Origin of the sequence: Streptomyces sp. NPDC102406 (assembly GCF_044765725.1) — a bacterium.
Lineage (GTDB): Bacteria > Actinomycetota > Actinomycetes > Streptomycetales > Streptomycetaceae > Streptomyces.
In genome coordinates this window covers 133,335-158,976 of the sequence record NZ_JBIWKP010000012.1, presented here as the reverse complement: position 1 = coordinate 158,976, position 25,642 = coordinate 133,335, and the positions used below count along the sequence as shown (strand labels likewise).

The window sequence follows — 25,642 nt, the reverse complement described above, 5'->3', positions numbered from 1 at the left end:
CCCGGGCCCCCGACGGATGCGCCCTTGGCCTCGGCTTTCGCGAGGCGTGGAGGAGGAGCGGCGCAGGCGTGGGGGCCCGGGGGCGGAGTGGGCGTGGGCTCAGGTGCCGGCGAGGGGCATGGCGGCGGCGACCAGCAGGCCGTTGACCGCGGCCTTGTCGAGGGCGTCGCGCAGCAGGTCCTCGCGGGGCTGGCGGCCGATCACCCCGGCCGGGGCCGCGAAGACGAGCACCGTGTGCGTCTTGTTGGCCGCGGCGCGCCAGCCGTCGGTGACCACGAGCGGCTGGTGCGCCTGCCACCAGGCGACCTGGGAGGGGGCGCCACCGGTGCCGGGCTGGAGCACGGCGTGCAGTTGGCCCATGGCGAGCAGCACCGACCAGCCGGGCAGGACCGCGGGCGGCTCGGTCAGCTCGGTGACCGCCGTGAAGCCCTGCTCCCGCAGGAGCGGCAGGAAGTCGTCCCCGCCGTTCGCCTCGGCGCCGGGGCGGGAGATGGGCCCGGTCGGCTCGATGACGAGCGTGGGGTGCAGTTCGCCCGCGATCAGCAGCAGGCCGCTGGTCACGCCGAGGACGGCCTGCGCGGCGCCCTGCGCGGGCTCGGCGCCGGGCGCCGGGGTCGGCAGGTCCGGGGCGGCGGGTGCGTCGGTGACGGCCTGGACGGCGCCCTGGAGCTGGTCCTCGGCGACCTGGACGACCTGGGAGGGCAGGCAGGCGGCGTGGGCGAAGGCGAGGACGGCGGTCTCGTCACCGACGAACAGGACCGTGCTGGTGCGGTCCTGCGCGGCGTCGCCGGGCGTACGGCAGGACGTGCAGTCGTATCCGCCGGGGGTGTTCTCACCGGCGAGCAACCGGTCGGCTTCGTCGTCGCCGATCTCGGCGCGTACGTCGTCACTCACGTCGAGCAAGCGCGGCACGGGGGCTCCTCTGGATCGGATGCGTGCTGATGAAGGGACAACGGGCGATCTGTGGGCGGGGTCACGCCCGGAACCGAACGGAATCCACCCATCCGAAGCGGAGGGTGAAGAGGCGCCCGGAATCTGTCACTCCATGCCAACTTGTTTGATTTCAGAGGAAGTTGACTCGGTGAGGTGAGTCACAGATCGCTGGAGCGACAGGTCGACAAATCATGAAATCAGTGAATGAAGTGGGTGGCCGGAAATCGTCGCTACTTGAGGTAACGGATGACTGGCCTGGCGCGACGGAGCCCTGGTTGATGCGAGTACCGAGGGCTGCCTAGATTCCACCGCCGTCTGCACACCGCAGTCCACGAGAGGGAATCTCATGTCCGTGCCGATTCGTACGGCTCGAACGACAGTGGTGATCGCCGGGGCGGCGTTGCTCGCCCCCCTCGGCCTCCTCGCGTCCGGTGGTGCCGCCCACGCGGCGGACGCCGGGGTCTGGGACCGCATCGCCCGCTGCGAGAGCGGCGGCAACTGGCACAGCAACACCGGCAACGGCTACTACGGCGGACTCCAGTTCTCCGCCGGGACCTGGCGCGCGTACGGCGGAGGGGCCTACGCGTCGACGGCCGACCGGGCGACGAAGGGCCAGCAGATCGCGGTGGCCTCGAAGGTGCAGCGCGCGCAGGGCTGGGGCGCCTGGCCCACCTGCGCGGCGCGGGCCGGCGCGTACGGCAGCGCACCGTCGGCTCCCGCGGCGCGGCCGAAGGCGGTGCGGCCCGAGTCGGCCCCGGCCCGGCGCGGGCGGTCGGGCGCCGACCGCGGGGCCACCCGGCGCGGCGGCTATGTCGTCCGCGGCGGTGACACGCTCGGCCGCGTCGCGGCGGCCCACGGCACCACATGGCAGCGCCTGTACGCCGTGAACAAGGCGGTCATCGGCGGGGACCCGGACCTGATCAGGCCGGGCCAGCGGCTCCTGCTCGGCTAGGCGACGCACTGCCGGGGTGTCAGGGCGCCCCGCGCTCGCCCACCTCGCCCGCCTCGCCGCTGAACACCACCACCCCGCGCCGCAGTTCGTGCACCAGTACGGGCCTCCCGGGCGTTCGCAGTCCGGGGGGCAGTCGCTGTTCGGCGAGGACCACGGCGGCGTCGAGGTCGCGCAGCAGGGCGTACGTACGGGCCGCGACCCGGGGCGACATGCCCTGGGTGGGTTCGTCGACCAGGACGACGCGAGCGCGGGAGAGCAGGGCCCTGGCGACGGCGAGCATGCGCTGTTCGCCGCCGGAGAGGGTGTCGGCGCGGCGGCCGAGGAGCCGGTCCAGCTCCGGGTAGGCGGCCAGCGCCGGGGCGATGTCCCCGCCGGGCGCGGCCAGGCGCAGGTTCTCGGCGACACCGAGCGAGGTGAACACGGCCTGGCGGTCGGGGACGAAGCACAGGCCGGCGGCGGCACGGGCGTGCGGCGGACGCCGGGTGACGTCCGCGCCGTCCCACACGACGCTCCCGGCGGTGAGCGGGGCGGTCCCGGCGAGGGCGCGCAGGGCGGTCGTGCGGCCGGACCCGTTGCGGCCGATGACCACCGTGACCGTCCCGGCGGGCGCGGCGAGGTCGACACCGCGCAGCGCCTCCACGGGGCCGTGGCGCACGTGGGCGGCGCGGAGCTCCATGCCGTGTCTCATGGGCCGAGGACCGTGGCGGGCGGTCCCGACGCCACGACGGCGCCCGCCGCCAGCACATGGACCGTGTCCGCCAGGTCCGCGACCAGGTCCATGTCGTGCTCGACGACGAGCAGCGCCGTCCCGTCGGCGGCCAGCGCCCGCAACAGCCGCGCCAAGGAGGCCGCCTCGGCGTCGTCGAGGCCCGCCGCTGGCTCGTCGAGCAGTACGGTGTGCGGCCGGCCGGCGAGGGCGCGGGCCAGTTCGACGCGGCGCAGCGTTCCGGTCGGCAGAGCCGAGGCCCGCTGCTCGCCCCGCAGGCCCAGCAGCGCGAGCAGGCCCCGGGTGGCGTCCGGATCACGTACGCGGCCCTGCTCGGCGCCGACACGGATGTTCTCGGCCACGGTCAACGAGGGGAAGACGGCCGGCTCCTGGAAGGTCCGCGCCACGCCGAGCCGGGTCCGGGCGTGGGCGGGCAGCGCCGTGATGTCCCGCTCCCCGAGCCGCACCCGCCCCGCGTCGGGCCGCAGCGTCCCGGCGAGACAGTGGAACAGGGTGCTCTTGCCCGCCCCGTTGGGCCCGACGACGGCGACGATCCGCCCCGGCGGCACGGTGATGTCCACGCCGCGCAGGACGGGGCGCCCGCCGAAGGCGACGGTGAGACCGGAGGCGCGCAGGACGCGGGGAGGGGCGGGGCGAGCGGTGACCGGGCCCGGGCGGCTGCTCACCGGTCCGCTCTCGGGCGCCGCCCGTACCGCGTGCGGGCCCGCCCCCCGGCGCAGCCGGTCCCGTGCCGCGGCGCCCCGCGCGGTCAGCCGGCCGCGCCCCCGGCCCCGGCCGAGAAGGCGCCGGGCCGCTTCGTAGGGGCCCTCGGGGACATGGCCCGTCAGTACCGCGAGGACACCGATGAGCGCGGCCGCGATCCCGCCCCGCGCCCCGGCGTCGAGGCCGACGAGGAGCGCCGCGCCCGCCAGTGCGCCGAGCAGGCTGTCCGCGCCGAGGACCACGATCGCCGCGAACCACAGCAGTCCGCGCACCGGGTCGTACGCCCCGGGGTCGAAGGAGCGCGTCCCGAACGCCAGCAGCCCGCCGCCGAGCGCCGCGAGCCCGGCGCCGCCGACGAACGCCGCCACCTTGAGCGCGGGCACCCGCACCCCGGCCGCTGAGGCGCCCGCCTCGTGGTCCCGCACCGCGGCGAGGGCCCGGCCGGTCCGGCCCCGGCGCAGGGCGGCCACGCACAGCAACGCCGCCGCGAGGGCGACGAGTTCGAGGACGTAGTAGGCCCTGTCGGTACGGAACGCGGAGGGTCTGCCGGGCGTCAGGCCCGAGGCGGCGTACGGCTGCGCGAAGACGAAACGGCTCACGCCCACCCCGACGGCGAACGTGGCGAGCGCGAGGGCGAGGCCGTGCCGCCTGATCGCGGGCACGGCGGTGAGCAGACCCAGCGGCGCCACCAGGGCGACGGTGAGCAGCAGGGCGAGGAGGGGCGGCAGCGCGGGCAGGAGGGGGAGGCGGCCCAGCGTCGCCAGCGTCGCGAACAAGGCGCCCAGGCCCGCGAACGCGCCCTGCCCGAGCGCCAGTTGACCCGCACGGCCGACCACGACGACCAGCGACAGCAGGATCAGCGCCAGCGCCGGCACCTGGATCGACGTACGCAGGTCCGAGCCCGCGAACCCCAGCGGCAGCAGGAACAGCACCGCCGCCACCGGCCACGCCCCCGGCGGTGCGGGCACCACCCGCCGCGTCGCCGCCCGCGGCAGCGCCCCGCGCCCGCCGATGCCCGGCAAGGCGAGCGCCGCGACGAGCAGCGCGACCACGAACAGGTTCGCCCCCGCCGCCTGGACCAGCGGCTCCGCCCACCCGCCCGGACGCAGCCGGGTCAGCCCGCTCTGCGCCACACCGATCGTCAGCGCCGCCGCCACCGCCACCGACAGGAACCGCATCCGCGCCACGACCGCGACGGCCACGACCTCCATCACCAGGAGCGGCAGCCCGTACGGATCGAGGCGGACGTAGGGCGCGAGCAGCACCCCGGTGAGGCCCGCCGTGAATGCGCCGAACGCCCAGCCCGCCGCCGCGACCCGGTCCGCGTCGATGCCGCCGAGCACGGCGAGCGGGCGGTTGTCGACGACCGCGCGCAGTTCACCGCCGAACCGCGTCCACCGCGTCACCGCCCACACCGCCACCGCGACCGCGCAGGCCACCGCGAGCTGCCCCCAGGGGTCGGCCGCGATCAGCGTCGGCGCGTCCTCCCGCGCGCCCGTGCCCCACAGCAGGGCCGCCGCCCCGACCAGGAGCACGAAGACGCCGAGGGAGGCGACGAGGGTGCGGGCCGGGTCCCCGCCGACCGTCGTGAGCGGGCGGAACACCCCGCGCTCCAGGGCGAGACCGAGCGCCGGGGCGACGACCAGGAGCACCAGCGCCGCGCCCGCCCACAGCGGCCAGGACCACTCCACGACGCACTGCCGCAGCAGATACGCGCAGAACATCGCGAGGGCGCCGTGCGCGAGGTTCAGGACGCCGGTCGCGCGGTAGGTGACGATCAGCCCGATGCCGGAGAGCGCCGCCGCCGCGCCCACCGACAGACCGGCGAGCGCGAGGTCGTACGTGAGGGAGCTCATGCCTCAACTCACCGCGTCCGGCTCGCAGACGGGGCACGGGCCGAGCCCTTCGGCCGCCACGGCCCCGGCGTCGACGGGCACCGCCTCCGGTCTGCCCTGCACGAGCGGGCAGTCCGCGCGGTGCCGCAGCGTGCCGCCGGGGACCATGAGGAGGTCGGCGCTGACGGCGAGCGGGGCGGTGGCGGTGCGCGGCGGCTCGGGCGCGTCGACCGTGACCAGCAGCTCGTACAGCTCCTCGACGCGCGACGCCGCCAGGGCGCTCCTGCCGTACGTGAGCAGCACCGCGCCCGCGACGATCAGCGCGGCGCCCGGCACCGTGCACGAGGCGAGGTAGGGCAGTTGCCGCTCGGCGTAGCGCTCGCCCGACATCCCGTACCAGCCGGCCACGCACAGCACGGCACCCGCGGCGAGGGCGGCGAGGCCCGCCCACAGGACGGGGCGCACGGTTCGGAGCGGGGCAGTCCGCATCGGTGACCCCCACGTCAGGACGGAGTGTGTCTGCCTGTGTCTGGTCTTGTCGGCCGATCGCTTGCACTATGCCTTCTGCAGGCCAACCCTGAAAGCTCCGGGCGGAGTCGAGGCCCGGACCGACACCCGGTGGTGAGCCAGATGGTTCTCGGGATCAAGGCAAGGCCCAACCGCGGCCGGGGCGCGGTGCTCGCCGTCGCCGCGGCCCTCGCGCTCGGACCGGCCCTGACGGCGTGCGGCGACGACAGCGGCGGCGGCGAGAGCGATCCGCCCACCCCGAGTTCGCGGGAGCCGTCCTCGGCGGAACCCTCCTCTCAGGAACCCACCCGGACCGCGCCCGCGGACGAGGCCGCGGCGCGCAAGGAGATCAAGGAGAACTGGAAGAAGTTCTTCGACCCGGCCGTCCCGCTCAAGGAGAAGCAGGACGTCCTGGAGAACGGCTCCCGGATGCGGCAGGTCCTGGACAGCTTCGACGGGGACAAGCGCGGCGGCCAGGTCGAGGCGAACGTCGTCACCATCGCGTTCACCTCGCCGACCGGCGCCGACGTGACGTACTCGCTCGCCCTGAAGGGCGCCACGGTGCTGCCCGGCGCCAAGGGCACCTCGGTCGAGCAGGACGGCACCTGGAAGGTGTCGGTCAAGACGCTGTGCGCGCTGGTGCAGTTGAGCGGCAATGCGTCGCCGGGCCCTGGCTGCTGAGGCGCTCGCGGCGGTGCTCGCCCTCCTCATCCTCGGTGGCTGCGGCTCGCGGCTGCCACGGAGCGCGTTCGAGGACGGGGCGACGCGCCGCGCACCGGCGCAGGCGGCGGCGCCGATCCGCGTCGGCATCCTCACGAGCGCCACCAGCCCGGTCGGCGGCGCCACGTTCACCGACCCCCGCGACGGCGCCCAGGCGTACTTCCGGCACCTGAACGACGAAGGCGGCATCCAGGGGCGGCGCGTCGAGGTGCGCCTGTGCGACGACGGGGGCAGCGGCGTCGGCAACCACGCCTGCGTGCACAAGCTGATCGACGAGGAGAAGGTCGTCGCCCTGGTGGCCACCACGTCCCTCGACTACGCGGGCGCGGAACAGGTCTCCCACGCGCGGGTGCCCGACATCGGCGGCCAGCCGATCGGCGCCGCCTACGACACCTACCCGCATCTGTACGGCATCTACGGCAGCCTCGCGCCCCGCGACGGCACCCCCGGCTGGGACGGGAAGCTGTACGGCGGCACCGAGGTCTACCGCTACTTCGAGCGGGAGCGGGGCGCCCGCACCGCCGCCGTCGTCTCGTACAACCAGGCGGCATCGGCCGCGTACGCGCGGCTCCTGACCCGCGGCCTTCAGGCCGAGGGCTACAAGGTCTTCACCGAGCAGGTCGACTTCGCCCTGCCGAACTTCCGCGCCGTCGCCGCCGACCTCAAGGACCGCGGCGTCGACCTCGTCCTCGACGCCATCGACGCGCACGGCAACGCGCGGCTGTGCCGGGCCATGGACCAGGTCGGCGCCCGCGTCACCGCGAAGGTCACGACCGTGCAGAGCTGGTCGTCGTCCGTCGCCACCGACTACAAGGACGCGCCGCACTGCCGAGCCTCCCTGTGGGCGACCGGTGCGAGCCGCAACTTCGAGGACACCGGCCACCCGGCCGTACGCGCCTTCCGCGACGCGACCCGGACCCTGCGCACCCACTCGCAGTGGCAACTGGAGGGCTGGGCCGCCGCGATGTGGTTCACGGACGCCGCGCGCTCCTGCCTGAGGGACGGGGACGGCGCCACGCGCGCGTGCCTCGACCGCTTCATGCGCCGCGGCGCCCCCTACACGGCCGACGGGCTTCTGCTCCCGGTGACGTACCGCATGCTGCCCGAGCCGCCCACGACCCGTACGACGTGTCTTTCCGTCGCCCGGTGGACGGACGACAAGGGGTGGATCACCCAGAACGGCGATATGAACCGGACCTGCTTTGACGTCCCGCAACTCTCCTACCGGCCGTGATGCCGTCCTGATGGACAAACTGGCCAAAAGGTTCCCGAATTTCTCTACCGATCAGGCAACTGTTCTGGAACAACATGATGATGAAGGGCAACCCTCGCCAGGGCATCCCTGTCTGACCATCCGGTAGACGGAGCACCCGGGCTGTTCGACTCCTCGGGACTGTCCGCGACGAATGGTGGGATACGGGGCCGCATGCAGCTTTCTTTTCTGATTCACAACGCGTACGGGATCGGAGGGACGATCCGCACGACGTACAACCTCGCCAACACCCTGGCCGAACAGCACGACGTGGAAGTCGTCTCCGTGTTCCGCCACCGTGAGGAGCCCGTCTTCGCGGTCGACCCGCGCGTACGGCTGCGCCACCTCGTCGACATCCGCAAGGACTCCGCCGGCTACGAGGGCGACGACCCCCGGTTCAAGAAGCCCGCCGCCGTCTTCCCCCGCCAGGAGGGACGCTACGCCCAGTACAGCGCCCTCACCGACCGGCGTATCGCCGAGCACCTGGCCACCGTCGACGCGGACGTCGTGGTCGGCACCCGGCCCGGCCTCAACGTGCACCTCGTCCGCCAGACCCGGCGCGGCCCGCTCCGCGTCGGCCAGGAACACCTCACGCTCGACACGCACTCCGCGGGACTGCGCCGCCGGCTCCGCGGCGTCTACCCGCGGCTCGACGCGCTCACCACGACCACCGAGGCCGACGCCCGCGCCTACCGGGAGAAGATGCGGCTTCCCGGCGTACGCGTGGCGGCCATGCCGAACCCGGTGCCCGCGCCCGCCGTGGCACCGGCCGACGGCACCGGCAAGTGGGTCGTGGCAGCGGGCCGGCTCGCGCCCGTCAAGCGGTACGACCTGCTGATCAGGGCGTTCGACAAGGTACGCGCCGAGCGCCCCGACTGGCGGCTGCGGATCTACGGCGGCGGCAAGCAGAAGGACAAGCTGCGCCGCCTCATCGACCAACTCGGCCTCTACAACCACGTGTTCCTCATGGGCACCGCCCACCCCCTCGAACCCGAGTGGACGAAAGGTTCCGTCGCCGCGGTGACGTCGACCTTCGAATCGTTCGGCATGACCATCGTCGAGGCGATGCGGTGCGGGCTGCCCGTCGTCTCCACCGACTGCCCGCACGGCCCCGGCGAGATCATCGACAACGGTGTCGACGGGCGCCTGGTGGAGGTCGGCAACGTCGACGCGATCGCCGCCGGGCTGCTCGAACTCATCAACGACGACGCGCTGCGCCGGCAGATGGCGGCCCGGGCCCTCACCCACTCCGCGCGCTTCGACCCGGCGCGGATCGCCGAGCGCTACGAGGACCTGTTCGGCTCCCTCACCGCCCGCGGCGGCTCCGCCGGGCTGCTGCACCGCGCGCGGGGCACCCTGATGGGCGGTGCCTTCGCCGTGCGGGACGCGCTCACGCCGGAGAAGAGGCGCACCGTATGACGACGCCGCTGACCCCGCTCGCCCCGATCCCGCCGTCCGACGACAGGACCGACCGCATGCCACCGCGCGCCCACTGCATCGCCGACTCCGCCGGCGGCCTCACCTTCGACGTCTGTGACCACGGAGGAGTCGCCCCCGCCCACCTCCTGCTGGCCGAGCGGACCAGCGGGGAAGAGGTGCGGCTGCCGCTCACCCCGGCGGGCGACGGGCGCCTGCGTGCCTCCCTGCCGATCAGCGTCGGCCTCCCGGAGGGCCGCTGGGACGTGTACGCGCAGGTCGCGGGGGGCCAGCCGGTGCGGCTCACGCCGGGCACGAACGATCTGCGGTCCCTGGTCGACCGCGCCCCCGGCGGCTCACGCGGCTACGTGGCCGTGCGCGTCCCGTACACCACCAAGCACGGCAACCTCACCGTGCGGAGCTGGCTGCGGGCGCCCCACGCCGAGGCGGGCGAGCTGCACATACGGGACGGCGAGCTGACCGTCCACGGCCGGGTCTACGGCACGGAGTTCACCGCGAAGGCGCACGCGGAGATACGTGCCCGGGCGGCGGCGGGCCCGGTCCTCAGGGGGGAACTGACCGCGGACGGCGCCGAGTTCACCCTGCGGATCGGCTACGACGAGCTGTCCGAGGGACGCTGGGACCTGTGGCTGCGCCCCGGCGGGGACGACGGCCCCGAGGTGCGGGTGGCCCGCATCCTCGACGACGTCGCCGACAAGAAGCCGATCTTCGTGTACCCCGCGGCGCGGGTCTCCGCCGACGGGCGGGAACTGTCCGCCGAGCCCTACTACACCCTCGACAACGACCTCGCGGTCGTGGTGAGCGCCGGGTCCTAGCAGCGGTCACTCGCCGACATGGGCGTCGGTGTCCGGGTTGTGCGTGCCCGGGTCGAGGGCCTCGTACGCCGCGAACTCCGGGTGGTGCAGGTCGAACGCCGGTGACTCCGAGCGGATCCTCGGCAGCGTCGTGAAGTTGTGGCGGGGCGGCGGGCACGACGTCGCCCACTCCAGGGAGCGCCCGAAGCCCCAGGGGTCGTCGACCTCCACCTTCGGGCCGTACCTGGCCGTCCTCCAGATGTTGTAGAGGAACGGCAGGGTGGACAGGCCGACCAGGAACGAGCCCATCGACGAGAGCGTGTTGAGGGCCGTGAAGCCGTCGGCGGCGAGATAGTCCGCGTACCGGCGCGGCATCCCCTCCGCGCCCAGCCAGTGCTGCACCAGGAACGTCGTGTGGAAGCCGACGAACAGCGTCCAGAAATGGACCTTTCCGAGCCGTTCGTCGAGCATCCTCCCGGTCAGCTTCGGCCACCAGAAGTAGAACCCGGCGAACGTGGCGAAGGCGACCGTGCCGAACACCACGTAGTGGAAGTGCGCCACGACGAAGTACGTGTCCGAGACGTGGAAGTCCATCGGCGGCGAGGCCAGGATGACACCGGTCAGGCCGCCGAACAGGAACGTGACCAGGAACCCGATCGACCACAGCATCGGCGTCTCGAAGGACAGGGAGCCCTTCAGCATCGTGCCGGTCCAGTTGAAGAACTTCACGCCGGTCGGCACCGCGATGAGGAAGGACATGAACGAGAAGAACGGCAGCAGCACACCGCCCGTCACGAACATGTGGTGCGCCCACACGACCACCGACAGACCGGTGATGGCCATGGTCGCGCCGACCAGCATCGTGTAGCCCCAGATCGGCTTGCGGCTGAAGACCGGCAGGATCTCGCTGATGATGCCGAAGAACGGCAGCGCGATGATGTACACCTCGGGATGGCCGAAGAACCAGAAGAGGTGCTGCCACAGCAGCGCGCCCCCGTACTGGGCCTCGAAGACCACCGAGCCGAAGCGCCGGTCGGCCTCCAGGCAGAGCAGCGCGGCGGCCAGGACCGGGAACGCGAGCAGGACGAGGATCGACGTGAACAACGTGTTCCAGGTGAAGATCGGCATCCGGAACATCGTCATGCCGGGCGCCCGCATCCCGATGATCGTGGTCAGGAAGTTCACCGAGCCGAGGATCGTGCCGAACCCGGACAGCGCGAGACCCATGATCCACATGTCGGCGCCGATGCCGGGGGAGCGGGTCAGGCTGTTCAGCGGCGCGTAGGCGAACCAGCCGAAGTCCGCGGCCCCGCCCGGCACCATCAGCGAGCCGAGCACGATGAGGCCGCCGAAGAGGAACAGCCAGTACGAGAGCATGTTCAGACGCGGGAACGCGACGTCGGGCGAGCCGATCTGGAGCGGCATGATCTCGTTGGCGAACCCCGCGAACGTGGGGGTCGCGAAGAGCAGCAGCATGATCGTGCCGTGCATCGTGAAGAGCTGGTTGTACTCCTCGGCGGAGATGATCTGCAGGCCGGGGCGGGCGAGTTCGGCCCGCATCAGCAGGGCCATGAGCCCGCCGATCATGAAGAACGCGAACGCGGTGATCAGGTAGAGGTGGCCGATCTTCTTGTGGTCGGTGGTGGTCAGCCAGTCCACGATCACCCGGCCCGGCTGTCGCTCCCGCGCCGGTCCCGCCGCCGCCGGCCCGGTCCGCACACCGGTCGTCCCCATCGCTCGCCCCCTCGCTGCTCACGCGCCCCGGGCCTGCCTCCGAACTGACGCCATGATGCGCGCATCGGGTCCGCCGCGACAGGGGGCAGGCACCTCCTTGTGGCCCGGACAGGCAATTCCCGGTCGATCTCGACCCGCCCGCCGCGTGGCCGGATTCGAAAGGGGCGCGCAATTGCGCGGCGGGCTTCCGGCGAATGCGTCGGCCCCGCGCCACGGCATTCAGGGGCGTCCGCGGAATTCCGTACGGCGCAGGTGTAAGAAGAGCGTAAGAACGAGGGAACCGCCCGAACGTGTGAGGGAGTTCGACGGAAACGACCGCCGTGATCTTGTGACGAAAGTGTGACCGTACACGGCTATGGGGGCCTCGGCCGACGGCCCTGGCGTCGTCGGTGGACTCGGCCTACGGTGGCCGTATGGCACCGATTCCGACCCCGCCCCCAGAGCCCCAGGACACCCCCGACGCCTACGTCGGACTCGCCGCGGAACCGGCCGAGCGACAGGCGCGCGGCCGTGGCTGGTCGACCGTGCGGCAGGTGCCGCCGGGAGCGATCATCACGATGGAGTACCGCGCGGGAAGACTGAACTTCGAGGTCACCGACGGCCGGGTGACGCGCTGCTGGAAGGGCTGACGTACGCGAAGGGCCCCGGAACCTCTGGGAGGTTCCGGGGCCCTTCGCCGTGCGGGCTGGTTGTGCGTACCGGGCCCGCTGTTCCGAGGTCGCCCCGAGGGGCGGCGCTCACGCCCGCTGGGGGTCGGTGGTGCCCGCTCGCGCGGTGCCGCGCGCGGTGGCGGGGCGCCTGCTGCCGGCCGGGCTGACCGGTGTGCGCTCGCCCCGCGGGGTGTGCGGACCCGGCGCGAGGAGCGCCGAGGGGCGGGCGGCCGAGCGCGCGGCGCCGACCGGTTCGCGCACCCTGACCCCGTCGTCGGGGGTGGCGGCGCGCGGCGGGGTCGTCGCGGGCACCGGAACGGGCTGCGGCGCGGGCGCGAGAGCCGTGCGGCGGGCACGTCGGCGGGCGCGCAGCGAGAGGATCAGGGCCTCGACGCGGGCGACCAGCGGCTCGAACCAGGGCAGCGCGAGCAGGATGAGCAGGCCCGCGGCCCAGCCGAGGAGGACATCGCTCAGCCAGTGCGTACCGAGGTAGACGGTGGTCAGACCGACGCTCAGGGAGATCACCGCGGAGACCGCGGACAGCCAGCGGCGGGCGCGCGGCGTGGCGGCCAGATAGGCGAGGATGCCCCAGGTGACCACGGCGTTCGCGGTGTGGCCGGAAGGGAATATATCGCCGTTCTGCCACATCTCGTTCGAGCCGATCGCGGTGGCGTAGTGCGGCCCGGCCCGGCCCATGCCGTACTTGGCGGCGCCGACCGTGGCGTTGAGCAGCAGCAGCGCGGTACCGAACATCAGCAGCGGGCGCAGCGTGTGCTGCCGCCACGCGCGCCAGCCCAGCCATGCCATGACCATGACGGCGGTCGGGCCGCGCTGGCCGAGGACCACCCAGTAGTCGAGGAACGCGTGGATCTCCGGCCACTGCTGGTAGGGCCGGAAGAACATGACCTGCCAGTCGAAGGCGACCAGCCAGGTCGTGGCCAGGACCGCCACCACGATCGCGAGGTAGAAGGCCAGGGTCAGCGCGAGGAGCACGACGCGGTGCCGGCTCATCCGGGGCATGTCCAGCCCGGCCGGCCGTTCGGGCTCGCGGTCGAGCCTGGCGAAGACCCGCTCCAGTCGGCGGGTCGGGTTTCGTTCGGTACGCACCCAATCGACGCTACAGCGGGCGTGCGGTGGACCAGCACGAAACAGTGGCTTTGTGATGACGATGTGATGTGGGATTGATCTCAGGACTCCACTTATTCCAGGGAATCCGATAACCGGGGACGAAAGTCCGCCCGAATTCAGTGATCGGGTCCGGAGTCTCGTTATGGCGCGCTTATGAATGCGTTCACCGGGTGCTGGCACGGAATTCTCCGTCCGCTCATCGGGCCCGCCGGAGGCGATCACGGACGGTCGAGGCCGGTCACGGGGGGCCCGAACCGTTCAGCCAGAACGCCCCGTAGACCGCCGAGACCAGCGCCAGTCCGCCGAGCGACCATGCCGCCGCGGCCGTTCGCCACCGGGCCGTCACCACCGCGACCGGCAGCAGCAGGGGAAACGCGGGCAGCAGCAGCCGCGGCTTCGATCCGAAGTACCCCGAAGCGCACAGGGCAAGCACGAGGACGATCCCGGTGTAGACGAGCAGCGGCACCGGTTGCGGCTGCCGCACCCCGGCCACGTAGAGCCACACCACCAGCGCCACCCCGGCGATCAGCCCGGCACCGGCGAGCGCGCCCAGAGGTGACGTGAACTTGTCGGCGACGAAGCGGGCGAACGCGGCGCCCCCGTCGAACCCGTTGCCCCACTGCCCCTGCACATCGAGATAGCCGAACAGGCCGCCGCCGGTGCGATGCCCGACCCAGAGCACGTACGCCGCCGCGCCCACCGGTGCCAGCACCACCCCGAGCAGCAGACGCCACGGGACCCGGCGCTCGCGCCGGGCGTACAGCGCGCCCGCGACCCAGACCGCCGCCACCACGGCCGCGCCGATCGGCCGGGTCAGCCCCGCGAGCGAGGCCAGAAGTCCGGCGCTCACCCAGTGCCGCCGCAGGACCGCGTACAGCCCCCACGCCGCGAGCGCGGTGAACAGGGCCTCGCTGTACGCCATCGACGCCACGATCCCGACGGGCAGCGCGCCCCACAGGACGGCCAGGCAGACGCCCGCCCGGCGCCCGTAGAGACGGGCACCGACCGCGAAGACGCCCCAGGCCGCGGCGAGCGAGGCGAGCCAGCTCACCACCAGGCCCGCGTCGGCGTAGGAGAGCGGCGAGACCGCGGCCACCGCCCGCTCCAGCCACGGCAGCAGCGGGAAGAAGGCGAGGTTCGAATGGACGCTGCCGTCCGGCAGCGTCACCGACCAGCCGTAGCCCTGCCCGGCGACCCGCGTGTACCAGAGGGAGTCCCAGCGCGCGGTCAGCAGCGTGTGCGGACTCTTGCCCGCCGCCGCGCTCCACAGGGCGAGCGCGAGCAGGCCGAGCGCCCGCACCCCCGCGTAGCCGAGCAGTGCGGGCAGGGCCCGCCGCAGGGTGGGCCGCTCTTGCCGATCGAGGTCGTTCACGGCCCCGATTATCGACGGCGGCCCCGGCGGAGCGGCCCGCGCCCCCCGCCGGGTGAGTGGCGCACGCCACAGGGGTATGACTGTTCCGTGAGAGGTCCGCCACGTGTCACCGGGCCGAACTCGCGTACTCTGACGGCTCACTCGCCTTTCGCAGCGGGGCCGGGGGAACCGCTCCTCCCGGGCCGAAGACCGTGGGCATCCCCAGCCCCCGGATCCGCCGGACGCGAGGATTATCGGGAGGTACGCACATGTCCGGGACGAGCACGCCCACCGGACGCCTGCGCGATCGGCCGGGCACGACGGGAAGCCGGGCCGGCCGCTGGGTCGTCCTCGTCGTCCTGTGCACGAGCCTGCTGCTGGTCGCCCTCGACTCGACCATCCTGTACGTCGCCCTGCCCTCGGTCACCGAGGAGCTGCGGCCCACCTCCGTCGAGCTCCTGTGGATCGGCGACGCCTATCCGCTGATCTGCGCCTCGCTGCTGATCCTCTTCGGCACCCTCGGCGACCGCGTCGGCCGCAGACGGATCCTGCTGCTCGGCTACACCCTGTTCGGCGCGGCCTCCGCGCTCGCCGTGGTGGCCGACTCCGCCCAGGTACTGATCCTGGCCCGCGCCCTGCTCGGCATCGGCGGCGCGATGATCATGCCCGCGACCCTGTCGGTCCTGCGGGACGTCTTTCCCGACCGGCGCGAGCGGGCCGTCGCCATCGGTGTGTGGACCGCGGTCGCCGCGGTCGGCGCCGCCACCGGGCCCGTCCTCGGCGGCTTCCTCGTCGAGCACTTCTGGTGGGGCTCCGTCTTCCTCATCAACATTCCGCTGATGGCGGTCATGCTGCCGCTGTGCCGGGTCCTCGTGCCCGAGTCCAAGGGCCGGGCGGACGGCCCCTGGGACCTGTTCGGCGCGCTGCTCGCCGCGCTCGGCGTCCTCGGCGTCGTCTACGGCATCAAGGAACTGGGCATCGACCGCGACCTGCTGGACGCGGGCGCCGTGCTGCCGTTCCTCGCGGGCATCGCCCTGCTCGTGCTGTTCGTCCGCAGGCAGCGGCGGCGCGAGCATCCGCTGATCGACATGCGGCTGTTCTCCCGCCCCGCGTTCTCCACCTCGGTCGGCTGCATCGTCATAGCCATGCTGGCCCTGGTCGGACTCGAACTGATCGCGGTGCAGTACCTCCAGCTCGTCCTCGGGATGAGCCCGCTGGAGACCGGCCTGCGGATGCTGCCGCTGACCTTCGCGGCGATGGTCGCGGGCGTCCTCGGCTCGGCCAACCTGCGCCGGTTCGGGCCGCGTGCCATGGTCAGCTCCGGGTTCGCGCTCACGGCCTGCGCCGTGCTGCTGCTCTGCCTGATGGGCGAGGACGACCGGCCGTGGCTGCTCGGCGCCGGGTTCGTCCTGCTCGGCCTCGGCTTCCAGACCACGCTGTTCGGCGCCTACGAGTCGATGCTCACCGAGGCCCCGGCCGACGACTCGGGCGGCGCGGCGGCGATCGGCGAGACGTCCTACCAGCTCGGCGCGGGCATGGGCATCGCGCTGCTCGGTTCCGTGATGAACGCGGCCTACGCGCCCGGGCTGGCGCAGGTGCCGGGGGTGTCCGCGGCGGCGAGCGGGGCGGCCGGGCACTCGCTCGGGGAGGCGTACCAGATCGCGGCCAGGCTCGGGGGCGGGGCGGGGGAGGCGCTGCGGGAGGCCGCGCGGGCGGCTTTCGTGCACGGGCTGCATGTGACGCTGGTCGTCAGCGCCGTACTGCTGTTCCTCGGTGCGGTGGCCGCGCTGCGGTTGCCGCGGCGGATGGAGTGCGACGCGCCCGCGGCGGACGGCGCGGAAGCGGTGGCGGCCGGCCGGTCCTCGCACGCGCAGTCGTCGGCGCTCTGAGCGGGCGCGGTCGAAGCGACCGGCCCGTGCCGGGCGCCCACCCGGGATCCTTCTCGTCCCGGGCGGAACGCCTCAGCTCTGGTTGAAGAAACCATCCGGCTGAGGCGTCGCCTCGCGACCCGAGACGATCCGGGTGTCCGCGGGGGTCAGCAGGAAGACGCGGGTGGCGATCCGGTCGATCGACCCGCGCAGACCGAAGATGAGACCCGCCGCGAAGTCGACGACGCGCTTGGCGTCGGACGGCTCCATCGACGTCAGGTTCATGATGACCGGGGTACCCTCCCGGAACATCTCGCCGATCCGCCGCGCGTCCCGGAAGCTGTCCGGGGTGACGGTGCCGATGCGGCGGCTCTCCTGCGGGGCTTCCTCCGGGGCGGCCTTCACGTGCGGGTCCGTCACCCAGGCGGCAGCGCTCGCAGCGGGCTCGGGCCCCTCGTCGTAGTCGTCGTCGTAGTAACGCTCGTCATCGTTGTCGTCGACGAGGCCAAGCCAGGCACTCGCCTTGCGCACCGATCCCATGGACGCCTCCTCTCACACCGGTTCCTCTGCGTTCCGTATCCCCATCGTCGTCCATCATGCTGATACGGCGCCAAGTGAATAGTCGCCGCGCGGGGTTTTCGTGACGGTACTGGTGCACAGTCAACACGGTGTTGTCCCCGGGTTTCCAAGGGCTGTACGGGTAAAGCCTGCTGACAGTGAGTGAAATACTATCTTTCGTGGCGTTTGGGTGACGTGCGGTGCGTACGGGTGAACCAAGGGGCGTCACGGTTGCTCGATAAGATGCGAGGGTTCTCGGCCCGAAGGACTGACACGGCGTGTCGTCCTGTTGACGGGCTGTCATCCGGCGTACGGGGGAGTCGCCTTGTTCGGAATGGTCCGGCCCTGCACTCATCGGCTCGGTGAGGGACTGAAAGCCCAGTGGACGGCCCACCTCTGCGGGCTGTGCCTGGCGCTGCGCGCGGACCACGGGCAGTTCGCCCGCGTCGTCACCAACTACGACGGGCTGCTCGTCTCCGTCCTGACGGAGGCTCAGTCCGACCGGTCGGGCGCCCGGCGCAGGACGGCGGGCCCCTGCCCGCTGCGCGGGATGCGCACCGCCTCCGTGGCGCGGGGCGAGGGCGCTCGCCTGGCCGCCGCCGTCTCCCTCGTCCTCGCCTCGGCGAAGGTGCGCGACCATGTCGAGGACCGGGACGGACTGTTCGCCCGCCGGCCGGTGGCCGCCGCCGCGCGGAAGGTCGCCGCGAGCTGGGACCGGGCCGGGGCCCGCGCCGGAACCGGCGTCGGGTTCGACACGGCGGTGCTCGTCGACGCCGTCGAACGGCAGGCCGGGATCGAGTCCCTGGCCGGGCCCGGCACCTCCCTGCTGACCGTGACCGAGCCGACCGAGACCGCGACCGCCGCCGCCTTCGCGCACACCGCCCGGCTCGCGGGGCGCCCGCACAACGCCGGGCCGCTCGCCGAGGCGGGCCGGCTGTTCGGCCGGCTCGCGCATCTGCTGGACGCCGTCGAGGACCGCGCCGCCGACGCCGCGGCCGGGGCCTGGAACCCGCTGACCGCCACCGCGACCGGACTCGGCGAGGCACGACGGCTCGCCGACGACGCCGTGCGCGGCATCCGGCTCGCGCTGCGCGACGCCGACTTCGTCGACGGAAAGCTGGCGCACCTGCTGCTCGCGCACGAGCTGGGACGATCGGTGGACCGGGCGTTCGGCACGGACACCTGCGCCACCGGCCACGGTCGTGCCGCACACGCCGCCTCGGCGTCCACCCCGCAGCACGGCGGCCGGCCGGACGGCCGGGTCCCGACCGGCGCCCAGGCCGGCGGACCCTACGCGCCCGCCGGTTCCGGGGCGTACACCTCCAACAATCCCTACGGGGGCGGACACCCGGGCGGACCGGGTGGGCCCGGCGGTCCCGGTGGGTTCGGTGGGTTCGGTGGCGGGCCGTCGTTCCAGCCGCCGAAGCCCGGCAAGCGCGGCCTCCTCACCGGGTGCGTGGTCGCGGTAGGGCTCTGCTGCACCTGCAAGGTCTGCTGCGCGGACGAGTTCGAGGGGCCCTGGTCCCGGAAGAAGCGCGAGGGCGCCTGCCACAAATGGGACTGCGGCGACTGCGGCGACTGCTGCTCGTGCTGCGACTGCTGTGAGTGCTGCTCGTGCTGCGACTGCGGGGCCTGACGCGGTCCGCTCCCCGGAGCCGGGTCAGTCCTTGATCTCCGGCGGGGAGATCCGGGACGTGGTGATGGCCGACGCGGTCGTACCCCACTTCTTGAGGATCTTGTCGTACGTGCCGTTCGCGATCAGCTTGTTCACCGCGGCCCGGAACGCGGGGGCCAGCGGGGTGCCCTTCTTGAAGGCGAAGCCGACGTCGAGGCGGTGGAACTCGTTGAGGAACTTCAGGCCCTCCTGCTGTGCCACCGCGTACCGCAGGCCGTTGATCGTGCTCATCACCACGTCGGAGCGGCCTTGCTGGAGCGAGGACCAGACAGCGCTCGACTCCGCGTACGTCTTGACGTCGTAGGGCTTCCTGCCCGCCTTCTCGCAACTCCCCTTGTTCGCCTCCAGCGTCGCCTCGAAGGTCGTACCGGCGCCCGTCGCCACGTTCAGTCCGCAGAGCTGCCGGAGGTCGGTGACCTTCTTCAGGTCGCTGTCCTTGCGGACGGCGAAGCCCTGGCCGTCATTGATGTAGGTGACGAAGTCGATGGTCCTGCGGCGCTCGTCCGTGACGCCGAAGTTGCCGGTGCCCACGTCGTACTTGCCGCTGCCCAGGGCCGGCAGGATCGCCTCGAAGCTCGCCACCTCCTGGTCGAGCTCGATGCCGAGCACCTTGCCGACCGCGCGGGCGAAGTCGATGTCCTGACCGACGATCGTCCTGCCGTCGGGCAGATACGTCGAGCCGGGCGGGGTACCGCCGACGGTCACCGCGATCTTGAGACTGCCGCTCGCGCGGACGTCCGCGGGCAGCAGCCTCGCCGCCGCGGGGTCCTTCGTGACGGCCGAGACCACGTCCGTCGTCGGGATGGTGGCGTTCTTGGCGGCGGCGGGCGCCGCGTCGTCGGCGCCGTCACCGGAGCCGCAGGCCGTCAGGGACAGCGCGGCGACGGTGATCAGCGCGAACGCGGAAGTCAGGGTTGTGGTGCGCATGGCGTTGGGGTTCTGCCCTTCGATGACAGGGGAAAGCGACGCGACGAGGGGAGGGCGCAGCAGGGTGAAGGCGCGGGCGGGTACGCGGAACCGCGGGTACCGGACGCGTGGGAAAGAGAGGGAGAAGAAGCGCGGGGACGCGCGGAGAGAAGCAGAGTGACGCGCGCAGAAGGCGTCAGAAGGGCATCAACAAGACGCGGACCACACTCGACCGAAGTCGATGTGGGAGCGCGTGACCAGCCACTGCTGCGGATGCATGGGCACAAGTGGAACAGGCATCCGTTTCCGCGTCAACTCACTTGAGACGAACGGCTCACAGTCTGGACACCCTTGACAGAGCGCGCGATCTGCCCCGTACTCTCGGGGGCGGTACCGCTGCTGAGGGGCTTCGGTGCCGGTTCGGCAGCGAACAACAGGTGTGAAGGCAAGACCGTGCTGGAATTCCAGCCCCACGGAGCCTTCCCATGTCCTCAGCTTCTCCGGAGACCCTCACCAAGGTCCCGCCCCCGGCGCCACCCGCCACCACCACCGTGCCGCGCGTCGTCCCGCAGCGCCGCGCCGGGCAGTGGGTCGCCGCGGCCCTCGTCCTCGTCCTGCTCGGCCTCGCCGTCAACTCGGTCCTGCGCAACGACGCCTTCCAATGGGACGTGGTCGGCGCGTACTTCACCTCGGCGTCCGTCCTGCGCGGACTCGGCCTCACCCTCTGGCTGACCGCGCTCGTCATGGCGCTCGGCTTCGCCATCGGCACCCTGCTGGCCGTCATGCGCCTGTCCGCCAACCCCGTGCTGCGCGCAGTGAGTTGGGGATACGTCTGGCTGTTCAGGTCCATGCCGATCCTGGTGCAGCTCCTGTTCTGGTTCAACATCGGCGCCCTGTACCCGAAGGTCCTCGGCGTGAAGACCGTCGACCTGTTCGGGCCCGTCACCGTCGCCATCATCGGACTCACCCTGCACGAGGCCGCGTACGCCGCCGAGGTCGTGCGCGGCGGCATCCTCTCCGTCGAGCGCGGCCAGATCGAGGCCGCCCAGGCGCTCGGCCTCAGCCGCCTGCGGCGCTGGCGCCGGATCGTGCTCCCGCAGGCCATGCGCTCCATCGTGCCCCCGGCCGGGAACATGCTGATCGGCACCCTCAAGGGCACGTCCATCGTCAGCGTCATCGCCGTGCAGGACCTGCTCTACTCCGTGCAGCTCGTCTACCACCGGACCTACCAGGTCATCCCGCTCCTGCTCGTCGCCACCCTCTGGTACGTCGTCGTCACCTCGCTGCTCAGCGTCGGCCAGTACTACATCGAGCGGCACTACGCGCGCGGGACGACCCGATGAAGGCGGCACGGGCCGGCCGGCGGTCCCTGGTGATCGTCGGCGCCGGGCCGCGCGGCACCGGCATCCTCGAACGCATCGCGGCCAACACCCGCGACAGCGCCGGGGCGTTGGAGCTGGACGTGCATCTCGTCGATCCGTTCCCGCCGGGCGGTGGCCGCATCTGGCGGCGCGAACAGTCGCCGCTGTTGTGGATGAACTCGCAGGCCCAGGACGTCACCATGTTCACCGACGACACCGTGCGGGTCGACGGACCCGTGCTGCCGGGCCCCGCCCTGCACGAGTGGGCCGGGATCGACGGGCGCGTCTTCGCCGACCGGCGCAGCCAGGGCGAGTATCTGCGCTGGGTGTACGAGAAGGCCGTCGCCGACCTGCCCGACGGTGTCGCCGTCCACCACCACCCGCGCCGCGCGCTGCGGGTCAGCGGCCCGCGCGACGGACGGCAGCAGGTGTGGATCGAGGACCGTCCGCGCCCCCTGCTCGCCGACGTCGTGATCCTCACCCAGGGACACCTCGACGCCGAACTCGACGCCGAGCAGGCCGGGTTGCGTGCCTACGCCCAGCGGCACGGCCTGGTCCACCTGCCGCCGGACTTCACCGCCGACACCGACCTGAGCGCGCTCGCCCCCGGCCAGGACGTCCTCGTCCGCGGCTTCGGGCTCGCCTTCGTCGACCTCATGGTGCTCCTCACCGAAGGGCGCGGCGGACGCCACGAGGGCGACCGCTACATCCCCTCCGGCCGCGAACCCGTGCTGCACGTCGGATCGCGGCGCGGCGTGCCGTACCACTCGAAGATCGGCTACGACTGGGACGCGGCGGCGGGGGAGCGGCCACCGCTGCCGCGCTTCCTCGGACCGGAGCAGATCGACGAACTCCTCGCCAGGCAGGGCGGGTTCGACTTCCGCGCCGACGTGTGGCCGCTCGTCGACAAGGAACTCGGCTACGCGCACTACCACCGCCTGTTCACCGCGCACCCCGAGCGCACCACCATGGCCTGGGCCGACTTCGAGGAGAAGTACGCCGTCGCCACCCCGCTCGGCGCCGACCTGCGCGCACTCGTCGCCACCGCCGTCCCCGACCCGGCCGACCGGCTCGACCTCGCCGCACTCGACCACCCCCTCGACGGCGTCCGGTACACCTCACAGGAGGAGCTCCAGGCGGGACTGCGCGCGTACGTCACCGCCGACCTGGACCGCAGGCACGACCCCGCGCACAGCCCCGACCTGGCCGTCTTCCTCGGGCTTCTCTCCGTGTACGGGCAGCTCGTACGGCTCGGCGACATCGGCACCTGGTGGCACGGCCTCTTCAGCTACCTCGCCTCGGGACCGCCGGGGCCCCGGCTGCGCCAACTGCTCGCGCTGTCCCGCGCGGGCGTCGTGCGGTTCGTCGGCGCCGACATGCGGGTCAGCGCCGAGGACGGGGTGTTCCGGGCCACCTCCGCCACCGTGCCGGGCGCCGTCGTCGAGGCCCGCGCCCTGGTCGAGGCCCGCCTCCCGCAGCCCACGCTCGCCCGGACCCGCGACCGCCTCCTGCGCGAGCTGCACGCGGACGGGGCCCTCGCCACCCCGGCGGGGCTGCTCGCCGTGGACCCCGACGACGGGCGCGTCCTGCACCGCGACGGCAGCGCCCACCCGCGCCGGTTCGCGCTCGGCCCGCACACCAACGCGCGCGGCGCCGGAGCCTTCACCCGGCCGCGCACGAACAGCCCCTCGTTCCGGCAGAACGACGCCACCGCGCGCGCGGTGCTCGCCTTTCTGCGCGACCTCTCCTGTCGCGCCGTCGCGGCCTGAGCGCCGCCCCGCCCCGCCTCCCGTCCGGACCCGCCACCACTTGAGGTACCCCTATGTCCCTGACCAGCGATCCACCCCTCAGCGCCCCCTCCACCGACAAGAGCGGCACCGTCACGGCCGAGCCGCCCGCCACCGACTACGCCCAGCTCAAGGTCGTCCCCGTCCGCCACCCCTGGCGCTGGGTCGCCATCGCCGCGACGGCCGTGCTGCTCGCGCAGTTCGGCCACGGCCTGGTCACCAACGCGGGCTGGGAATGGGAGGTGTTCGCGGAGTTCTTCACCGCGGACGTCATCCTCAAGGCCGTCTGGACGACCCTCCAGCTCACCTTCTACGGCACCGCGCTCGGCTTCGCCCTCGGTATCGTGCTCGCCTTCATGCGGCTGTCGAGCAGCCGGTTCCTGAAGACGGTGGCGTTCGGCTACATCTGGGCGTTCCGCTCGATCCCGCTGATCGTGCAACTGCTGTTCTGGTTCAACCTGGCCTACCTGTACAAGGAGTTGCAGTTCGGCATCCCCTTCGGACCGGGCTTCTTCTCCTTCGACACGATGGGCCTGGTCGGCGCGATGAGCGCCGCCGTCCTCGGTCTCGCCCTGCACCAGGCCGCGTACGCCGCGGAGATCGTGCGCGGTGGCGTACTCGCCGTCGACAGCGGCCAGTTGGAGGCCGCCGCCGCCCTCGGCATCCCCCGCCTGCGGCAGATCCGCCGCATCGTGCTGCCGCAGGCGATGCGCTCGATCCTGCCGAACGCCGCCAACGAGGTCATCTCCCTCTTCAAGGGCACCTCGATCGTCTCCGTCATGGCGATCGGCGAACTCTTCTACCAGGTGCAGGTCATCTATGGCCGCAACGGCCGCGTGGTGCCCCTCCTCATGGTCGCCACCGCCTGGTACATCCTCCTGACCAGTGCGCTCTCCGTACTCCAGCACTACGTGGAACGCCACTTCGCGAAAGGCACGACCCGATGAGCACCCCTGCCATGGTCGACATCAAGGCCGTCCACAAGAGCTTCGGCTCCCTGGAAGTACTGCGCGGCATCGACCTGGAGGTGCGGGCCGGCGAGGTCACCGTCGTGCTCGGCCCCTCCGGCTCCGGCAAGTCGACGCTGCTGCGCACCATCAACCACCTGGAGAAGGTCGACAGCGGCTGGATCAGCGTCGACGGCTCGCTCGTCGGCTACCGCCGCTCCGGCGACAAGCTCTACGAGCTGCGCGAACGCGAGGTCCTCAAGCAGCGCACCCACATCGGCTTCGTCTTCCAGAACTTCAACCTCTTCCCGCACCTGACGGTCCTGGAGAACGTCATCGAGGCACCCGTCGCCGCCCTCCGGCGACCCCGCGCCCAGGCCGTCGAGAGCGCCCGCCGACTCCTCGACCGGGTCGGGCTCGGCGACAAGGCCGCCGCGTACCCGCGCCAGCTCTCCGGCGGCCAGCAGCAGCGCGTCGCCATCGCCCGCGCCCTCGCCCTGGAACCGAAGCTGCTCCTGTTCGACGAGCCGACGTCCGCGCTCGACCCGGAACTGGTCGGCGAGGTCCTCGACGTCATCAAGGACCTCGCGCACCAGGGCACCACGATGATCGTCGTCACCCACGAGATCGGCTTCGCGCGCGAGGTCGCCGACACCGTCGTCTTCATGGACGAGGGCCGCATCGTCGAACAGGGCGCCCCCGGCGACGTACTGGACGCGCCACGCGAGGAACGCACCAAGGCGTTCCTGTCCAAGGTCCTCTGACACCCCCACCCGTGTCACCCCTCCCACCTCTCCCGCCCCTCTCTCACAGGAGTACGCCCATGCTGTCCCGCCGCACCCTCGCCGCCTCCGTCGCCGCGCTCGCCCTCACCCCCCTGCTCGCCGCCTGCGGAGGTGACAGCGACGCCGCCACGACCACCGGCAACGGCGGCACGAAGAAGGTCGGCAGCATCAACATCGGGCCCGACCAGCACCGCATCCGCGGCAAGAAGGTCGACAAGATCGCCGCCCTCGTGCCCGAGGCGATCCGCGAGCGCGGCACCCTGCGCCTCGGCGGCAGCGCCGACGCCTCACCGCCCCTGGGCTTCTTCGCCACCGACGACAAGACGCGGATCGGCTCCGAACTCGACATCGCCACGCTCGTCGCCGACACCCTCGGACTCAAGCTCCACCAGGAGCAGGTGAGCTGGGAGAACCTGTTCGTCGGCCTCGACAGCGGGAAGTTCGACGCCGTCTTCTCCAACGTGACCGTCACCGAGGAGCGCAAGGAGAAGTACGACTTCGCGACGTACCGGCTCGACAACATCGCCTTCGAGGCGAAGAAGGGGACGAGCTGGCGGGTCAAGGGGCCGAAGGACGTCGCGGGCAAGACCATCGCCGTCTCCTCCGGCACCAACCAGGAGAAGATCCTCGTCGACTGGAGCAAGCAGGACGAGAAGGCCGGTCTGAAGCCCGTCACCATCAAGTACTTCCAGAAGGACACGGACTACTACCTGGCGCTCCAGTCGGGCCGCATCGACGCCTATCTCGGCCCGAGTCCCTCCTCCGCCTATCACGTGGCCTCGGCCGGGCAGTCCCAGATCATCGGCACCATCTCGGGCGGCGGCGACCTCGTACAGGGCAAGATCGCGGCGACCACGAAGAAGGGCAGCGGGCTCGTCGACGCGTACGCCGCCGCCCTGAACCACGTGATCGAGGACGGGTCGTACGCCCGCGTGCTGAAGCGGTGGGGTCTGTCGAGCGAGGCCGTCACGAAGTCCGAGATCAACCCCGAGGGCCTGCCCAAGCCGTAACCAGAGGCGCCCCACCCCACCCA

Annotated in this window: 22 protein-coding genes; 13 read left to right on the top strand and 9 right to left on the bottom strand. The window is 72.4% G+C overall.

Annotation, left to right across the window (positions count from 1 at the left end; all coding sequences use genetic code 11):
• Window positions 1-99: 99 nt before the first annotated feature.
• Window positions 100-912, bottom strand: a complete 813-nt coding sequence (locus ACIRF8_RS33075; protein ID WP_404221008.1) for a hypothetical protein — start codon at window positions 910-912, stop codon at window positions 100-102.
• Window positions 913-1,279: 367 nt separating this feature from the next.
• On the opposite strand from ACIRF8_RS33075, the gene ACIRF8_RS33070 reads away from it, so the two are divergent.
• Window positions 1,280-1,885 carry a transglycosylase family protein gene (locus ACIRF8_RS33070; RefSeq protein ID WP_404221005.1) on the top strand — a complete coding sequence of 202 codons (606 nt, stop codon included), beginning with the start codon at window positions 1,280-1,282 and terminating at the stop codon, window positions 1,883-1,885.
• Between the two features lie 19 nt (window positions 1,886-1,904).
• On the opposite strand, the gene ACIRF8_RS33065 is transcribed toward ACIRF8_RS33070, so the two are convergent.
• Genes ACIRF8_RS33065 through ACIRF8_RS33055 form a run of 3 tightly spaced genes read right to left on the bottom strand, consistent with a single transcriptional unit; the run spans window position 1,905 to window position 5,638 of the window.
• Window positions 1,905-2,561 carry an ATP-binding cassette domain-containing protein gene (locus ACIRF8_RS33065; protein ID WP_404221002.1) on the bottom strand — a complete coding sequence of 219 codons (657 nt, stop codon included), beginning with the start codon at window positions 2,559-2,561 and terminating at the stop codon, window positions 1,905-1,907.
• Window positions 2,562-2,569: 8 nt separating this feature from the next.
• Window positions 2,570-5,170 carry an ATP-binding cassette domain-containing protein gene (locus ACIRF8_RS33060; protein WP_404220999.1) on the bottom strand — a complete coding sequence of 867 codons (2,601 nt, stop codon included), beginning with the start codon at window positions 5,168-5,170 and terminating at the stop codon, window positions 2,570-2,572.
• Window positions 5,171-5,173: 3 nt separating this feature from the next.
• Window positions 5,174-5,638, bottom strand: a complete 465-nt coding sequence (locus ACIRF8_RS33055) for a hypothetical protein (protein ID WP_404220997.1) — start codon at window positions 5,636-5,638, stop codon at window positions 5,174-5,176.
• Between the two features lie 141 nt (window positions 5,639-5,779).
• Here ACIRF8_RS33055 and ACIRF8_RS33050 point away from each other — a divergent pair, with 141 nt between their 5' ends.
• From ACIRF8_RS33050 to ACIRF8_RS33035, 4 genes are all read left to right on the top strand, one after another.
• On the top strand, window positions 5,780-6,337 hold the full coding sequence (locus tag ACIRF8_RS33050) for a hypothetical protein (protein ID WP_404220995.1): 558 nt from the start codon (window positions 5,780-5,782) through the stop codon (window positions 6,335-6,337).
• Window positions 6,312-7,610: an ABC transporter substrate-binding protein gene (locus ACIRF8_RS33045; protein WP_404220992.1), complete on the top strand. Its 1,299-nt coding sequence runs from the start codon at window positions 6,312-6,314 to the stop codon at window positions 7,608-7,610. The genes ACIRF8_RS33050 and ACIRF8_RS33045 overlap by 26 nt, the downstream gene beginning before the upstream one ends.
• Before the next feature lie 192 nt (window positions 7,611-7,802).
• Window positions 7,803-9,047, top strand: coding sequence for a glycosyltransferase family 4 protein (locus ACIRF8_RS33040; protein WP_404220990.1), 1,245 nt, complete (start codon window positions 7,803-7,805; stop codon window positions 9,045-9,047).
• Window positions 9,044-9,880 (top strand): hypothetical protein, encoded by an 837-nt coding sequence (locus ACIRF8_RS33035; protein ID WP_404220988.1) that lies wholly within the window; start codon window positions 9,044-9,046, stop codon window positions 9,878-9,880. Before ACIRF8_RS33040 ends, ACIRF8_RS33035 begins: the two co-directional genes overlap by 4 nt.
• 6 nt (window positions 9,881-9,886) lie before the next feature.
• Here ACIRF8_RS33035 and ctaD read toward each other — a convergent pair whose 3' ends face one another.
• Window positions 9,887-11,593 (bottom strand): cytochrome c oxidase subunit I, encoded by a 1,707-nt coding sequence (ctaD, locus tag ACIRF8_RS33030; protein ID WP_404220986.1) that lies wholly within the window; start codon window positions 11,591-11,593, stop codon window positions 9,887-9,889.
• Between the two features lie 413 nt (window positions 11,594-12,006).
• Here ctaD and ACIRF8_RS33025 point away from each other — a divergent pair, with 413 nt between their 5' ends.
• Entirely contained in the window at window positions 12,007-12,222 is a 216-nt protein-coding gene (locus ACIRF8_RS33025) for an I78 family peptidase inhibitor (protein ID WP_404220984.1), read from the top strand.
• Between the two features lie 108 nt (window positions 12,223-12,330).
• On the opposite strand, the gene ACIRF8_RS33020 is transcribed toward ACIRF8_RS33025, so the two are convergent.
• Both ACIRF8_RS33020 and ACIRF8_RS33015 read right to left on the bottom strand, forming a co-directional pair.
• A complete protein-coding gene (locus ACIRF8_RS33020; protein ID WP_404220982.1) occupies window positions 12,331-13,350 on the bottom strand; it encodes a phosphatase PAP2 family protein in 1,020 nt (339 codons plus the stop codon).
• A gap of 259 nt (window positions 13,351-13,609) precedes the next feature.
• Window positions 13,610-14,743, bottom strand: coding sequence for a hypothetical protein (locus tag ACIRF8_RS33015; protein WP_404220979.1), 1,134 nt, complete (start codon window positions 14,741-14,743; stop codon window positions 13,610-13,612).
• A gap of 248 nt (window positions 14,744-14,991) precedes the next feature.
• Here ACIRF8_RS33015 and ACIRF8_RS33010 point away from each other — a divergent pair, with 248 nt between their 5' ends.
• Window positions 14,992-16,611, top strand: a complete 1,620-nt coding sequence (locus ACIRF8_RS33010) for an MFS transporter (RefSeq protein WP_404220977.1) — start codon at window positions 14,992-14,994, stop codon at window positions 16,609-16,611.
• A 72-nt stretch (window positions 16,612-16,683) separates the two neighbouring features.
• Here ACIRF8_RS33010 and ACIRF8_RS33005 read toward each other — a convergent pair whose 3' ends face one another.
• A complete protein-coding gene (locus tag ACIRF8_RS33005) occupies window positions 16,684-17,130 on the bottom strand; it encodes a cell division protein SepF (RefSeq protein WP_404220975.1) in 447 nt (148 codons plus the stop codon).
• A gap of 343 nt (window positions 17,131-17,473) precedes the next feature.
• Between ACIRF8_RS33005 and ACIRF8_RS33000 the strand changes: the two genes are divergently transcribed.
• Window positions 17,474-18,784 (top strand): DUF5685 family protein, encoded by a 1,311-nt coding sequence (locus tag ACIRF8_RS33000; protein WP_404220973.1) that lies wholly within the window; start codon window positions 17,474-17,476, stop codon window positions 18,782-18,784.
• Between the two features lie 24 nt (window positions 18,785-18,808).
• On the opposite strand, the gene ACIRF8_RS32995 is transcribed toward ACIRF8_RS33000, so the two are convergent.
• Entirely contained in the window at window positions 18,809-19,750 is a 942-nt protein-coding gene (locus tag ACIRF8_RS32995; protein ID WP_404220971.1) for an ABC transporter substrate-binding protein, read from the bottom strand.
• 464 nt (window positions 19,751-20,214) lie between these two features.
• Here ACIRF8_RS32995 and ACIRF8_RS32990 point away from each other — a divergent pair, with 464 nt between their 5' ends.
• From ACIRF8_RS32990 to ACIRF8_RS32970, 5 genes are read left to right on the top strand one after another with little or no spacing between them, the layout of a single operon-like run.
• A complete protein-coding gene (locus ACIRF8_RS32990) occupies window positions 20,215-21,072 on the top strand; it encodes an amino acid ABC transporter permease (RefSeq protein ID WP_404220968.1) in 858 nt (285 codons plus the stop codon).
• A complete protein-coding gene (locus ACIRF8_RS32985) occupies window positions 21,069-22,859 on the top strand; it encodes an FAD/NAD(P)-binding protein (protein WP_404220966.1) in 1,791 nt (596 codons plus the stop codon). Before ACIRF8_RS32990 ends, ACIRF8_RS32985 begins: the two co-directional genes overlap by 4 nt.
• 53 nt (window positions 22,860-22,912) lie before the next feature.
• Window positions 22,913-23,824 carry an amino acid ABC transporter permease gene (locus ACIRF8_RS32980; RefSeq protein WP_404220964.1) on the top strand — a complete coding sequence of 304 codons (912 nt, stop codon included), beginning with the start codon at window positions 22,913-22,915 and terminating at the stop codon, window positions 23,822-23,824.
• Window positions 23,821-24,588: an amino acid ABC transporter ATP-binding protein gene (locus tag ACIRF8_RS32975; RefSeq protein ID WP_404220962.1), complete on the top strand. Its 768-nt coding sequence runs from the start codon at window positions 23,821-23,823 to the stop codon at window positions 24,586-24,588. Before ACIRF8_RS32980 ends, ACIRF8_RS32975 begins: the two co-directional genes overlap by 4 nt.
• 59 nt (window positions 24,589-24,647) lie before the next feature.
• Window positions 24,648-25,619: an ABC transporter substrate-binding protein gene (locus ACIRF8_RS32970; RefSeq protein ID WP_404220960.1), complete on the top strand. Its 972-nt coding sequence runs from the start codon at window positions 24,648-24,650 to the stop codon at window positions 25,617-25,619.
• Window positions 25,620-25,642: the final 23 nt, after the last annotated feature.

Bases quoted from the DNA above. Each gene is read 5' to 3' on its own strand.
- ACIRF8_RS32975 (WP_404220962.1), top strand. From the start codon at position 23,821: ATGAGCACCCCTGCCATGGTCGACATCAAGGCCGTCCACAAGAGCTTC.
- ACIRF8_RS33070 (WP_404221005.1), top strand. From the start codon at position 1,280: ATGTCCGTGCCGATTCGTACGGCTCGAACGACAGTGGTGATCGCCGGG.
- ACIRF8_RS32970 (WP_404220960.1), top strand. From the start codon at position 24,648: ATGCTGTCCCGCCGCACCCTCGCCGCCTCCGTCGCCGCGCTCGCCCTC.
- ACIRF8_RS32990 (WP_404220968.1), top strand. From the start codon at position 20,215: ATGTCCTCAGCTTCTCCGGAGACCCTCACCAAGGTCCCGCCCCCGGCG.
- ACIRF8_RS32980 (WP_404220964.1), top strand. From the start codon at position 22,913: ATGTCCCTGACCAGCGATCCACCCCTCAGCGCCCCCTCCACCGACAAG.
- ACIRF8_RS33010 (WP_404220977.1), top strand. From the start codon at position 14,992: ATGTCCGGGACGAGCACGCCCACCGGACGCCTGCGCGATCGGCCGGGC.
- ctaD (WP_404220986.1), bottom strand. From the start codon at position 11,593: ATGGGGACGACCGGTGTGCGGACCGGGCCGGCGGCGGCGGGACCGGCG.
- ACIRF8_RS33035 (WP_404220988.1), top strand. From the start codon at position 9,044: ATGACGACGCCGCTGACCCCGCTCGCCCCGATCCCGCCGTCCGACGAC.
- ACIRF8_RS33005 (WP_404220975.1), bottom strand. From the start codon at position 17,130: ATGGGATCGGTGCGCAAGGCGAGTGCCTGGCTTGGCCTCGTCGACGAC.
- ACIRF8_RS33060 (WP_404220999.1), bottom strand. From the start codon at position 5,170: ATGAGCTCCCTCACGTACGACCTCGCGCTCGCCGGTCTGTCGGTGGGC.
- ACIRF8_RS32985 (WP_404220966.1), top strand. From the start codon at position 21,069: ATGAAGGCGGCACGGGCCGGCCGGCGGTCCCTGGTGATCGTCGGCGCC.
- ACIRF8_RS33040 (WP_404220990.1), top strand. From the start codon at position 7,803: ATGCAGCTTTCTTTTCTGATTCACAACGCGTACGGGATCGGAGGGACG.
- ACIRF8_RS33045 (WP_404220992.1), top strand. From the start codon at position 6,312: ATGCGTCGCCGGGCCCTGGCTGCTGAGGCGCTCGCGGCGGTGCTCGCC.
- ACIRF8_RS32995 (WP_404220971.1), bottom strand. From the start codon at position 19,750: ATGCGCACCACAACCCTGACTTCCGCGTTCGCGCTGATCACCGTCGCC.
- ACIRF8_RS33050 (WP_404220995.1), top strand. From the start codon at position 5,780: ATGGTTCTCGGGATCAAGGCAAGGCCCAACCGCGGCCGGGGCGCGGTG.
- ACIRF8_RS33065 (WP_404221002.1), bottom strand. From the start codon at position 2,561: ATGGAGCTCCGCGCCGCCCACGTGCGCCACGGCCCCGTGGAGGCGCTG.
- ACIRF8_RS33055 (WP_404220997.1), bottom strand. From the start codon at position 5,638: ATGCGGACTGCCCCGCTCCGAACCGTGCGCCCCGTCCTGTGGGCGGGC.
- ACIRF8_RS33025 (WP_404220984.1), top strand. From the start codon at position 12,007: ATGGCACCGATTCCGACCCCGCCCCCAGAGCCCCAGGACACCCCCGAC.